Genomic DNA, 12,761 nt, shown 5'->3' on the forward strand with positions numbered 1-12,761 from the left:
CGGAAGCTCTGCAACCTTGCCCGTGGCGACTGACACGCATTTGTTTGGCGGAAAATTTTCCTTGACTGGGCAGATTCGCTCGCCTATTAGCAGGCTTGCCATGCGAAGGGGCGCGCTTTGCAGTGAGAAGCGGACAGGGTATGTGTGTCATCGATCATGCCCTGTAGCCGTCAAACCGGTCATAATAGCCCCTATGCATATCCTGCGCCCACCCTGGTGCTAGCTGCCAGACTCAGGCGCCGTGTGGCTTGCTCGCCACGACTGGCTAGGACGGCGTCAATTGCTGGTCGTGGCTCACGGCGATAGCGACCGCCTTGGTGGTCGTGGTAACCGCATTCGCCGGCTGAGCCCGCGTGCCGAGCCTGTTTGCTGACAAGCTCTTCAGCTCTGTTGTTTGAGACATTCAGTCCGATGCGCAGGGCCTCATCATGCGCTTACTGCCTGCAAGGAGAGTCATTGCCCAACGGCCAAGGACCTGCGAAATTTCCGTCTAGTAATCTTCATTCGGCAGTTATAAATATTTTACCCAAAAATAGCAAGTTCCTAATAATTGAGGGTGTTATTTTGTTTGGTTCGGCTGGAGTACATCCCGATAAGTGGGAGGAAGATCGCGAATAATCTGCTGGCGCTCCGATGTAGTGCTTGCAGAAAGCGCCTTTTTATACGAGTCGATCGCTTCTGGAGAAATACGGCTCTGTGCCAACCCGGCCTGCAATCGTGCGGCAAGAAGCCAAGAGCCTGCTTTCAGTTCAGGCCATAAGGTTGCCCGTACAGCAAGCGCCTTTAATGCAGTATCCCAGTCGGAAATTCTAATGGCTGCTCTATAGGTGTAATCGACCAAATAGCGGGCTTCGTCTGGTCGATTGCCGATCTTAACTTTTTCAATCTGAGCCTTGCCCAGATTGGTTGCTTCCAGGAAATCTTCTCTTTTGTAAGCAAGAACGAACTTGGTGATAGGTAGGCACACCGCTTGAGGACGCGCGCGTTCGATGCGGCTGAGGATTGCCTCAGCCGCATCGAAGCGTTTTAAATTGGCCTGCATTTGCACTTCTTGACATCGGGCATCTGTCAAATGTGGGATATGAGCGAGGATCTTTTGCAAATAGACAAGAGCTTGATCATACTCATTGAGCTTAACCATAGAGCCGATGGCTGGCATGAGAAGAAGTGTGTGCTCTGGATAAATGCCTAAACCTTTGTCTATGTCTGAAAACGCATGATCTCGTAATTCGGCGAATTTTGGATTGCTACGTAACTGTGGCGATTCCGCCAAGCCTTGTAAAGCACCTACACCTTGACGTACATAGTAGTCAAAGCGGATGGCCTGAATAGAAATTGCAATGCCTGCGGTCAATAGGCACAAGACTGCCAGTCTGGGCCCCAGCGCGCCTAGTGAACCCATTTGAGGGAGAGTAAATTTTCGGGTCTTACAGGAGCTTGTAAGCAGTAATCCTAAATATATCGCCAGCAAATAACAAGTGGCTGCGGCGTGAAGTGGCAGTCCGCTCAAACTCGTTACTCCCATCACTATCAAAGATATAACTATGACCATTGGTCGTAGGGCCTGAAACGCCTTCACCCGCGACTCCGAACGCAGTCGCGATAGGTTGCGTGCTGATGCAAATGTCAATAACACACCCGACGACAACAGAGCCATCCAGCCCACAACCCCATACTCCACGACAAGCTGCAAAGGCTCATTGTGCGCCATCCATATGGCTTGGGTGTCCAACTGCTCAGGCATGTACAGTGGACTAACGTTATTCCATCCCCCAGCGCCAATCCCTTGAATGGGGTGCTTTTGAATCATCTGCCAAGCAGCAGACCATCCGGCCCTGCGAATCCCGAAAGAGGAGTCTTCTTCATAGGTGTCGGCCTGGACAAGACTACCAAGTCGTTTTGCCGTTCGCTCAATGGCGGTACGGCCAGATTTCATTTCTATATCATCGCGTAAAATATCGTCATTAGTGCTCGGGATAGAGCCTAGGCCAAGTACAGTTAGCGATATAAATATAATAGTGGCGAGAAGAACAAGCGGCTTGGAGAGCATGAGGCTCTTGTGCTTGGTATATGCAAGCAGCACAGTCATTGCAATGGTGGCAAAGATGGCGGCGATCAGTGCCGCACGGGTGCCTGTGCTCATTAATGCAACTATAATTATCGAAAAACCCAATGTTGTTCTGAGGTTCGATATGATTGTCTGTCGTCGAAATGACAGCCATAGTGATAGAGGAAAAGTTGCCGCCAGCAGTTCAGCAAAGAAATTGCGATTGCCGAAGGTGGAGCCTGGAGCAGCCCTGGCTGGAAACCATTCGAGGCCAAGCCAGAATTGAGCTAAAGCAAGAACACTTAATGCTACACATGCCCAGTGCATCGCTTGGGCAATACTTTCGAAGTAGTTGCGGCGGGTTGTGTTGAGCGCCAATAGCAAAATTGCGGTAATTAATGCCCATCTGCCTGCCTCAACGAGTGCCGTCCCGGCGGGACTCCACAAGGTCGAAAGAATAGCGTAGAGGCTCAAGCTTATCGGTGCGCATAAAAATGGATGCCATACTATGTCGCGCCTGCTCAATCCAGGCCAAAGCCAGATTGCCAACGCTAATATTATTATTAATGCTCCAGTCGCGCTCTTAAAAATGTCAGGGCCTACGGATTGTTGAGGCGTCGCTATAAGCGCAGTTGCCACCAGCCCTGCCGTCAGTAAGGCGCGAACCATTGTGGTGTTGGAGTCAGTGACTTCGGGTTTGCTCAAGTCTAACAACGTATTTTTCCCACTATAGGCAAGGTAAGATTATTTGGCTGGCCAAAATTTGGATTCCGGCCCAAGCGTCGTTCGCGCAGGTGAACGGATGAATCTGCAAGTGGCGCGGCGTCTAATGAGAGTAAGCATCTCTGGATGCGGCATTACGGTTTTCTAAGTCGGCGCAGATTACGCTCATCAGTAGCTGTATGAATTTTAATGTCCAATCTGCTCGGTGAAGCACCGCCAAGGCTGCGCATGAACAACTTGATAGCTCTTTTCACGAGTGCAACCGGGACCAGATGAGTTGCCCCGATTGGACTGCATCAGGCGCCAAAAATCCACCTTCAGGTGACATACAGCCTGCATGTCACAACACAACGTCCTGGAGACTTACGGTCGCTGAAACCGAGCGCGAAGTGCAATCGAATCTGACAATCGAAGTCAATGGCTTGGCTCATTTATCGAACTCGCCAGTCGCGATCTCACAGCATGTGGTGACTTGCCGAAGTGTTTTTGGTGGCTGGAAGTGCCGCCCACCTACTTTGAGCGCCAGATAGCGCCTTTAAGGGCAGAAGGCTTATCCTCTGCGCTGATATGAACCAACTCCAACTCTTTCTTCCTTGCGCCGCGGGCGTCGAGGGCTATCTGGCCGACGAGGTGCATGCCATCACCGGCCTCACGGGGCAGGATCTGCTGGTCGGCCGGGGCGGTGTGCTGCTGCGCGCCTCCTGGCGCGAGGCGCTGCTGCTGAACCTGCACAGCCGGCTGGCGCAGCGCGTGCTGGTGCAGCTGGCCCACCGCCCCTACCGGTCCGAGAATGACCTGTACGCCGCCGCGAGCGACGTCGCCTGGGAGATCTGGTTCACCACGCGCCAGACCTTCAAGGTCGAGGTCACGGCCCAGCACAGCCCGCTGCAGAGCCTGAACTTCGCGGGCCTGAAGGTCAAGGACGCGGTGGCCGATCGCTTTCGCGCCAAGAGCGGCGTGCGGCCCGATGTGAACACCCAGTGGCCCGACGTGCGCATCCACCTGCACCTGACCACCGACGATGCCACGATCTACATCGACACCTCTGGCGAGCCGCTGTTCAAGCGCGGCTGGCGCGAGGACAAGGGCGATGCCCCGCTCAAGGAGACGCTGGCCGCCGCCATGATCGCCGCCAGCGGCTGGGACCCCCTGGGCGACAACCCCGTGCCGCTGTACGACCCCTGCTGCGGCAGCGGCACCATCGCCATCGAGGCCGCGCAGATCGCCTGCCGCATCCCGGCCGGCATGGTGCGGCGCTTTGCGTTCGAAAAACTGCTGCCGTTCCAGGGACATGTGTGGTCTGCTATCAAATCAGAAGCTGAAAGCGCAATCCAGGCGAGCGCTGTGCCGATTTTTGGCAGTGATGTCGCCTTCCGGATGGTCGACTTCGCGGTGCGCAACGCCGAGCGCGCCGGGGTGGCCGACGCGGTGCAGCTGCGCGGCGGCGACGCCCTGCAGCGCATGCCGCCCAGCGAACAGCCGGGCGTGATGCTGCTGAACCCGCCCTACGGCGAGCGGATTGCCGCCGCCGGTGCCGCGGGCCGCAACGCGGGCGAGCGTGCGGCCGACCGCGCCCAGGGCATGGCCGTGGGCCGGGAAGAGGCGCACACCGAGGACGGTGGCGAGTTCTTCAGCCAGCTGGCCACGCACTGGAAGAAGAACTACAGCGGCTGGACGGCCTGGATGCTCACGCCCGACCTCAAGCTGCCCGGCAAGATGCGTCTGAAGGAGTCGCGCCGCGTGCCCATGTGGAACGGCCCCATCGAGTGCCGCATGTTCCGCTTCGACATGATCAAGGGCGCGGTGCGCGAGCGCCCCGCCAAGGCCGCCGACACCCGGCCCCGCGATGCGGGTTGAGCTGCACCTGCCCGCCGAGGCAGCGCCGCAAGAGCCCGCACGCCCCGTGGTGGTGGACACCAACGTCGCGCTCGACCTGCTGATCTTCTCGGACCCCGCCACCGTGCCGCTGCGGGCGCTGCTGGCAAAGCGGCGCCTGGACTGGATCGCCACCCAGGTCATGCGCGATGAGCTCGAGCGTGTGCTGGCCTATCCGCACATCGTCTCGCGCATGGACTACTACCAGGTGGATGCCGCGCAGGTGCTGGCCGCCTTCGACGCCCAGGCGCGGCTGGTGGACATCGCCGCGCCCGTGCAGTACGTGTGCAAGGACACGGACGACCAGAAGTTCATCGACCTGGCCGCCGCGCACCGCGCCATCCTGCTGAGCAAGGACAAGGCCGTGATCTGCATGCGAAAGCGCCTGCTGACCCTGGGTGCGCATGTGGCGACCGCCCTGGTGCTGACGCAGCCCGAGGTGGCTACCGCCTGATACTCCCTTAATCTTCAGAAATCCAAAGAACTGTGCCCGTCGAGCCCCTGGACGGGCCCAGGACGGCCCGCCACATGGGCGGCAGGGCTTCCCCGAGCGGTATGGAATGATGGAACGCACACCCGTTTGAAGGCTGAAGGCGGCGCTGCGGCTTCCTTGGCTTACGCCGCGAACCGGAAGTCGCCGGCCGCGTGCAGCTGCCAGGCGCCGTCGCCCTTGAGCTCCAGCACATGGGTGTGGTGCTTGAGCACCGCAGGCCGGTGGGCGATGCTGACCAGCGTGGTGCCGCTCTCGCGCAGGCGTTCGTACAGCGCCGCTTCGTTGGCGCTGTCCAGCGCGCTCGTGGCCTCGTCCAGGATCACGATGCGCGGCTGCTTGGCCAGCACGCGGGCAAACGCCAGGCGCTGCTGCTCGCCGGTGGACAGCAGCTTCTCCCAGTCGTGCGAGGCGTCCAGTCCACCCACGCGCTCTGCCAGCGATTCGAGGTGCACCGCCTGCAGCAGCTCCAGCAGCTGCGCGTCGCTCAGCGCGGTCTTGCGCGCGGGGTAGATGATCTGGCTGCGCAGCGTGTCGAGCTGCATGTAGGGGCGCTGCGGCAGGAAGAACATGTCGTCCAGCGACGGGCTTTGCACCGTGCCGCTGCCAGAGCGCCACAGCCCGGCCACGGCGCGCAGCAGCGAGCTCTTGCCGCAGCCGCTCGGGCCGGTGATCAGCAGGGCGTCGCCCGGGTTCAGCGCCACGCACAGGTCCTGCACCAGCAGCCTGCCGAACTGGGGCGTGTGCAGCGTGAGGCCTTCGATGGACAGCGCGTCGCCGCTGCGCAGCTCGATCTGCGACGTGACGTCTTCCGCGGGCACCTGCTGCGCTTCGGCGGGCGGCACGGCGGGGGGCGCAATGGGCTTTTCTGCCCACGGCGTGGGCGCGGCGGGCGTTTTCAGTGCCACCTGCGACAGCACGTGCAGGCGGTCGATGCCGGCCACGAAACGGCTCAGGCTCTCGAAGTTGTCCACGATCAGCGACACCGCGGCCAGCACGGCCGCAAACGCGCCGGCCGCCTGGATGGCGCGGCCCACCTCCATCTCACCCGACAGCACGCCGTTGGCCAGGATGATGGCCGGCAGCACCAGCGTGAGCTGGCTGAACGCGCGCTGGTACAGGTTGAGCGAGCGCTGCTTCTTGATGAGGCGGCTGAAGTTGTTGAACGCCGCTTCGAACCGGCGGTTGAGCTGGGCGCGTTCCTGCGGCTCGCCGCGGTAGAACGCGATGGACTCGGCGTTCTCGCGCAGGCGCATGAGGCCGAAGCGGAAGTCCGCCTCGCGCCGGATCTGCCAGAAGTTGAGCCGGATGAGCGGCGCACCGAAGAAGTACAGCGCGCCGAACGTGCCCAGCAGCGCATACGCGGCCAGAAATGCCACCAGCGTGTGCGAGATGGACCACAGCACCGCGCTGAACGCCACCAGTTGCATCAGCGACCCGAGAAAGATCAGCAGAAAGTGCGTGGAGCGCCCGGTGAAGGTGTTGATGTCTTCGCTGATGCGCTGGTCGGGGTTGTCGATCTCGTTGCCGGTGCCGATCTCGTAGTACTTGCGGTCGCCCAGATAACCGTCGAGAAAGCGGTGCGTGAGCCAGCGGCGCCAGTGGTTGGAGAACGCATCGCGCATGAAGTAGTAGAACGCGTACACCGGCACGGCGAATGCCAGCACCAGCAGGCTGCCGCGCACCGCAGCCCAGAACCGGTCGGCCTGCTTGGCGGCCAGGGCCGATGTCAGCTCGCCGCTCTTGTCGATCAGCATCACTGCCAACTGGGTCTCCAGCACCATCAGGCCGATGAGCAGCGCGAGCAAGCCCCAGGCGGTGCGTTTCTTGTCGCCCGTCCAGTAGGGACGGGCCACGCTCATGAACTGCTTCCAGGCCGACCAGGACAGCGTGGGCGGACGACGGCGGCGGGGCTTTTTCTTGGCAGGCGGGGGCTTGGCTGAAGAGACGGCGGTCGGGTCAGGCAGGGCAGCGGCGGAAGCAGGATGTGGCATGAGGCAGGGAAGCTGAGGGTCGTGGTGCAAAACACCTGCCTGCACGATAGGTCCCGGGCCCCCGTGGTCCTGTCAGCCAATGCCTACCGGACATTACGGCGGGTTGCGCGACCTGCCGATGGCCGCGCAACCCGCGTGGTTGGGGGCTTTACGCCGATTCCCCTCAAATCGCCGCGGCATGCCCAGGGGAGGGCCTTGCCACCGTGCCGCCTACGGCACCAGCAGGTCGTACGCGGCCCGCACGCGCTGCAGGTCGCGGCCCAGGCGGCGGCTGGTGGGCAGGTGGCGCATCCAGCGCATGCGGCCGATGCTGGTGGCCAGCACGGCCTGCATATCCGGGGTGCCCTGCGCCACCCACGCCGCCCAGCGGGCGCGGGCCTCGTGCAGGGTGCCGCTGGCGGGCAGGTAGATCGCCGTGGAGTGGGCGTAGCACAGCGCGTCGCGGGCATGGCACACGGCCAGCGGCAGCACGGCGGCGGGGTCGTCCTCGAAATCGATGCAGGCCACCTCGCCGTCCGGGCAGCGCACCAGGTTGCGCGCGAACGCCTGGCTCAGGCAGGTGCCCTGGCGGTGCACGTGGGCCAGGGTGTTGAGGCCCTGCTGCCACAGCGCCAGCACCGCGGTGGCGTCGCCTGCGCGCACCGCGCCGTCGATCTCGTTGCCCAGCGAATGCGTTTCCTCGCCCACGCGGCCCAGGTGGCGCATGGCGAATCCCTCGGTCTGCGCGGCCAGTACCGCCGGCACGCGGATGCCGCGCGCGGCCAGGTCGGTCAGGCGCCGTACCTCGGTCGCAATCGCGGCGGGCCCGCCCGGGTTGGGCACGGGGCGCAGCACCGGCAGGCGCAGCAGGCCCGCCAGCAGGGCCATGGCGCGGTAGCGGCCCTGGCCGTGGGGCGCGCCCGCGCGCTTGATCCAGATCTGCTCGCCGCTCAGCACATGGCCCATCACGTTGTGGGGCTGCGCTGCCAACTGCTGCCGCAGAAAGGCGCTGTAGTCGGTGGGGTGGGGCACAGCCGTGCCCGCCAGTCGCTCGCCCGTCATGCCGCCACGTCGGCGGCGGCCACCGCCTGCGTCACGGCCACTGCCGCCTGTGCGACCTCCACATGGTGCGGCACCGACGGCTCCAGCTCCGGCTCGCGCGCTGCGAAGCTGTGGGCATTGGCCAGCGGCCAGTACAGCCGGAACACGTTGTGCTGCGCCTCCAGCGGGCCGAGCAGCGCGCCGGGCTGCACGCGCGTGATGAGGTTGGACAGCAGGCGCACCTCGGTGTCGCTGATGCGCCGCACGATGTGGTGCGCGGTGATGTCCTTGGGGTGGCGCAAGCCAGCGGCCTGCACCAGCTCTTGCAGCGCATGCAGCGTGCTGTGGTGGAACTGCGCCACGCGCGTGGCCTTGTCGGGCACCACCAGCGCCTGCTGGCGCAGCGGGTCCTGCGTGGTCACGCCGGTGGGGCAGTGGCCGGTGTGGCAGGTCTGCGCCTGGATGCAGCCCAGCGCCATCATGAAGCCGCGCCCCGCGTTGCACCAGTCGGCGCCCAGCGCCATCATGCGGGCGATGTCGAAGGCGCTGATCACTTTGCCCGCGCAGCCGATCTGCACGCGGTCGCGCAGGTTCACGCCCACCAACGTGTTGTGCACCAGCAGCAGGCCTTCCTGCAGCGGCGCGCCCACGTGGTCGCTGAACTCCACCGGCGCCGCGCCCGTGCCGCCCTCGGCCCCATCGACCACGATGAAGTCGGGCGTGATGCCGGTCACCAGCATGGCCTTGACGATGGCGAACCACTCCCATGGATGGCCCAGGCAGAACTTGAAGCCGGTGGGCTTGCCGCCCGACAGCGTGCGCAGCCTGGCGATGAACTGCATCATCTCCACCGGGTTGCTGAACGCACTGTGGCTGGCCGGCGAGATGCAGGCCTCGCCCACCATCACGCCGCGCGCCGCGGCGATCTCGGCCGTGACCTTGGCGCCGGGCAGCACGCCGCCGTGGCCCGGCTTGGCACCCTGGCTCAGCTTGAGCTCGATCATCTTGACCTGCGGGTCGGTGGCATTGGCCGTGAAGCGCTCTTCGCTGAAGGTACCGTCGCCATTGCGGCAGCCGAAGTAGCCCGAGCCGATCTCCCAGATCAAATCGCCGCCATGCACCCGGTGGTGCTGGCTGATGCTGCCCTCGCCCGTGTCGTGCGCAAAGCCGCCTTTGCGTGCGCCCTGGTTCAGCGCCAGGACGGCGTTGGCCGACAGCGCGCCAAAGCTCATGGCCGAGATGTTGAAGATGCTCGCGTGGTAGGGCTGCGTGCAGGGCGAGACGGACTGCGAGGGCTTGTCCGGGCTGCCGCCGATCCACACGCGAAAGTCGTGCGACGGAAGCTCGGTGGGCACAAGCGAGTGGTTCACCCATTCATAGCCCTGCGCCCCCACATCCAGGTGCGTGCCGAAAGGGCGGTTGTCCGGGTCGCCCTTGGCCCGTTGGTACACCAGCGACCGCTGCGCGCGCGAGAACGGCGCGGCCTCGCTGTCGCTCTCGATGAAATACTGGCGCACCTCCGGCCGGATGTACTCCAGCATGAAGCGCAGGTGCCCGATGACCGGGTAGTTGCGCAAGATGGCATGGCGCGTCTGCTGCAGGTCGTACACGCCCAGCGCCACCAGCGCGGCGCACACCAGCACCACCGGCAGCGCCACGCCGAATGCCACGAAGGCGAACAGCGACAGCAGCAGCGCAAAAATGCTGAGCACAAACGCGGTGTAGCGCACCGGGTACAGGGAGTTGAGCTGGTGGATCATGGGGTGTCCTGGTTCTGCGGAAAGCGGCAGCGGGCTACACTGGCCGCCTTTTTGCACCGTGGCGCACGGCGCCGCCAGCCTGCGGGCGCCGGCCCTGGAGCGCCCGACGCGCTTGCCGCACGCGCATCATAGAAGTAAAAAATTGCGTCCAGGAGCTTTCGGCGCCGCCTTGGCTGCCCACTGGCCTACCGCACCCTGCCCCCTGAATACCGACCCGCACCGACGAACGGAGCCCCCATGACCCAGCCTGCCACCCCCTTCACCCCAGCCACAACCGACGCCGACCTGGGCGCGCTGCCTGCCGGCTTCCCCGAAGGCCTCGGCCCGGATGAGCTTGAAGAGATCGACAACATCCTCGACGACCTGCGCTCGCGCGGCGAGGAAATCCCCCAGTGGGAGTTCTGCGACGGCTTCCTGACCGCCGTGATCTGCAGCCGCCGCCCCATCGCCCCGGCCGAGTACCTGCCCATGCTGCTGGGCGACGGTGCCGAGCTCGATGTTGCAGACGGTGAGCCCCTGCCGCTGCTGTCCGCCTTTGCCGACGCCGCACAGCAGGCGCGTTTTCTGGAGCTGTGGAACCGCCGCTGGACCGAGGTGGAGGCCCAGCTCGACGCCAAGGTCGAGACTCTGGACGACGAGCGCACCTTCCAGCCCGAAGCCATGGACATGCGCGGCGCCGTCGCCAGCCTGACCGACGAGCAGCGCGCCGAGATGGACGACGACCAGGAAGTGCCGTCCTTCGGCCAGGTCTGGGCGCTGGGTTTCATGTTCGCCGTGGAGAACTGGCCCGAGGACTGGGCCGCCCCGCGCGACAAGGAAGCCGCCCGCTGGCTGGACGATGCGCTCGGCAGCATCGTGACCCTGACCGAAGACGACACCGGCAAGCCCGAAGTCTGCATGTACAGCGAAGACGGCCCGCCCAGCACCAGCCAGGCGCGCGTGGAGGCCTTCGGCGAAGCCATCTGGGCCGTGTACGACCTGCGCCAGATCTGGAAGAGCATGGGCCCACGCGTCGAGACCCTGCGCAAGGCCCCCGAGCCCGGCCGCAACGACCCCTGCTTTTGCGGCAGCGGCAAGAAGTACAAGAAGTGCCACGGGGCGTGATGGCGCGTGATGGGGCTTGGCGGAGCGTGATCAGCCCTGCCAAACCCTTGTCGTGCCGGATAGACCTGTTGCTATTTATTTGATAGCTGCTGCCGCTTGCCACAAGAGCGGTAGCAGCCATTTTTGTTTGAAATCCATGTCGCGCGCCCCTTCAGGGCGCGCTGTGTTTTGCGCTGTATGACACCCGCTTATCTCACCCGCCTGCGCGCCGAATGGGCGCCCAGCATTCCGCGCGAGCTGCTGGCTGGCGCTGTCGCCACGTTTGCGCTCATCCCCGAGGTCATCGCGTTCTCGTTCGTGGCGGGCGTCGATCCGTCGGTGGGGCTGTTCGCCTCGTTCGTCATCAGTGTGGTCATCGCCTTCGTGGGCGGCCGGCCGGCCATGGTGTCGGCCGCGGCGGGCTCGGTGGCGCTGGTGGCGGCGCCGCTGGTGCAGTCGCACGGGCTCGGCTATTTGCTGGCGGCGGGCTTGCTGGCGGGGCTGGTGCAGTTGGTGTTCGGCCTGCTCAAGCTCGGCGTGCTGATGCGGTTCGTCTCCAGCTCGGTGCGCACCGGCTTCGTCAACGCGTTGGCGGTGCTGATCTTTGCCGCGCAGCTGCCGCACCTGCAGGGCCAGGGCGTGGCCACCTGGGCCATGCTGGCACTGGGGCTGGCTATCATCTACGGCCTGCCGTGGCTGGGCGGCGTACTGCGGCTGCCGGCGCTCAGCGCCGTGCCTTCGCCGCTGATCTGCGTGGTGGCGCTGACCCTGCTGGCGCAAAGCCTGGGCGTGCATCTGCCCACGGTGGCGGACCTGGGCAAGCTGCCGGACTCGCTGCCCGTGTTCGGCTGGCCCGGCGTGCCGCTGTCGCTCGATACGCTGCGCATCATCCTGCTGCCGGCCCTGGCGATTGCCATGGTGGGCCTGCTCGAATCGGTGCTCACCGCCGCCGTGGTCGATGAAATGACCGACACCCCGAGCGACAAGAACCGCGAGTGCGCGGGCCTGGGTGTGGCCAACATCGCGGCCAGCCTGTTCGGCGGCATCGCGGGCTGCGGAATGATCGGCCAGGCCGTGGGCAACGTGAAATACGGCGGGCGCGGCCGGCTGTCCACGTTGTTCGCCGGCGTGTTCCTGCTCATCCTCATGGTGGCGCTGAAAGACTGGGTCTCCCGGGTGCCGGTGATCGCGCTCGTGGCCATCATGGTGATGGTGTCGGCCTCCACCTTCGACTGGAGGTCGCTCACTGCGCTGGTGCGCCACCCGCGCCTGTCCAGTGCGGTGATGCTGGCCACGGTGGTGGTCACCATCGCCACGCACAACCTGGCGGCGGGCGTGGCCGTGGGCGTGCTGCTCAGCGGCGTGTTCTTTGCGTTCAAGGTGTCGCGCATGCTGGCGGTGCAGGTGCACGACGACGATGCCACCGGCGTGCGCACCTGGCGGGTGACGGGCCAGGTGTTCTTTGCCTCGGCCGACGCGTTCATCGAGGCGTTCGACGTGCTGGGCGCCGAGGGCCGCGCGGTGGTCATCGACGTCACGCACGCCCACTTCTGGGACATCACCGCCGTGGCCGCGCTCGACAAGGTGGCAGAGCGCCTGCGCCACCACGGCTGCACGGTGCAGGTGCTGGGGCTGAATGAAGCCAGCGGCGTGCTGATCGACCGCATGGCAGCCGACAAGGGCTGATGGGGTTGCACAGGCGCTGATCGGGCTGCACCCCGGGGCTGCACCGCGGGCCGGCGAGCCTGGCAGGCGCCGAGGTGGTCAGT

General features: G+C 64.4%; 8 protein-coding genes. 4 read left to right on the plus strand and 4 right to left on the minus strand.

Annotated features, from left to right (window positions below; all coding sequences use genetic code 11):
* Nucleotides 1-559: 559 nt before the first annotated feature.
* Nucleotides 560-2,521 carry an O-antigen ligase family protein gene (locus ACIGHN_RS13855; RefSeq protein WP_396504846.1) on the minus strand — a complete coding sequence of 654 codons (1,962 nt, stop codon included), beginning with the start codon at nucleotides 2,519-2,521 and terminating at the stop codon, nucleotides 560-562.
* 816 nt (nucleotides 2,522-3,337) lie between these two features.
* Between ACIGHN_RS13855 and ACIGHN_RS13860 the strand changes: the two genes are divergently transcribed.
* Nucleotides 3,338-4,627, plus strand: coding sequence for a class I SAM-dependent RNA methyltransferase (locus ACIGHN_RS13860; RefSeq protein ID WP_396504847.1), 1,290 nt, complete (start codon nucleotides 3,338-3,340; stop codon nucleotides 4,625-4,627).
* Entirely contained in the window at nucleotides 4,617-5,099 is a 483-nt protein-coding gene (locus tag ACIGHN_RS13865) for a putative toxin-antitoxin system toxin component, PIN family (protein ID WP_056420521.1), read from the plus strand. Before ACIGHN_RS13860 ends, ACIGHN_RS13865 begins: the two co-directional genes overlap by 11 nt.
* A gap of 161 nt (nucleotides 5,100-5,260) precedes the next feature.
* On the opposite strand, the gene ACIGHN_RS13870 is transcribed toward ACIGHN_RS13865, so the two are convergent.
* From ACIGHN_RS13870 to ACIGHN_RS13880, 3 genes are all read right to left on the minus strand, one after another.
* The gene (locus ACIGHN_RS13870) at nucleotides 5,261-6,997 is read right to left on the minus strand and encodes an ABC transporter ATP-binding protein/permease (RefSeq protein WP_396505016.1); all 1,737 of its coding nucleotides are present in this window, start codon (nucleotides 6,995-6,997) and stop codon (nucleotides 5,261-5,263) included.
* A gap of 342 nt (nucleotides 6,998-7,339) precedes the next feature.
* Nucleotides 7,340-8,170, minus strand: coding sequence for a hypothetical protein (locus tag ACIGHN_RS13875; RefSeq protein WP_396504848.1), 831 nt, complete (start codon nucleotides 8,168-8,170; stop codon nucleotides 7,340-7,342).
* On the minus strand, nucleotides 8,167-9,909 hold the full coding sequence (locus ACIGHN_RS13880; protein ID WP_396504849.1) for an FMN-binding glutamate synthase family protein: 1,743 nt from the start codon (nucleotides 9,907-9,909) through the stop codon (nucleotides 8,167-8,169). The genes ACIGHN_RS13875 and ACIGHN_RS13880 overlap by 4 nt, the downstream gene beginning before the upstream one ends.
* Before the next feature lie 237 nt (nucleotides 9,910-10,146).
* On the opposite strand from ACIGHN_RS13880, the gene ACIGHN_RS13885 reads away from it, so the two are divergent.
* Together ACIGHN_RS13885 and ACIGHN_RS13890 are read left to right on the plus strand one after the other, a co-directional pair.
* Nucleotides 10,147-11,013 carry a UPF0149 family protein gene (locus tag ACIGHN_RS13885; protein ID WP_396504851.1) on the plus strand — a complete coding sequence of 289 codons (867 nt, stop codon included), beginning with the start codon at nucleotides 10,147-10,149 and terminating at the stop codon, nucleotides 11,011-11,013.
* A gap of 177 nt (nucleotides 11,014-11,190) precedes the next feature.
* Nucleotides 11,191-12,678: a SulP family inorganic anion transporter gene (locus ACIGHN_RS13890; RefSeq protein WP_396504852.1), complete on the plus strand. Its 1,488-nt coding sequence runs from the start codon at nucleotides 11,191-11,193 to the stop codon at nucleotides 12,676-12,678.
* Nucleotides 12,679-12,761 lie beyond the last annotated feature (83 nt).

Source organism: Acidovorax sp. NPDC077693, from assembly GCF_044542805.1.
In the GTDB taxonomy this organism is placed as follows: Bacteria; Pseudomonadota; Gammaproteobacteria; order Burkholderiales; family Burkholderiaceae_C; genus Acidovorax.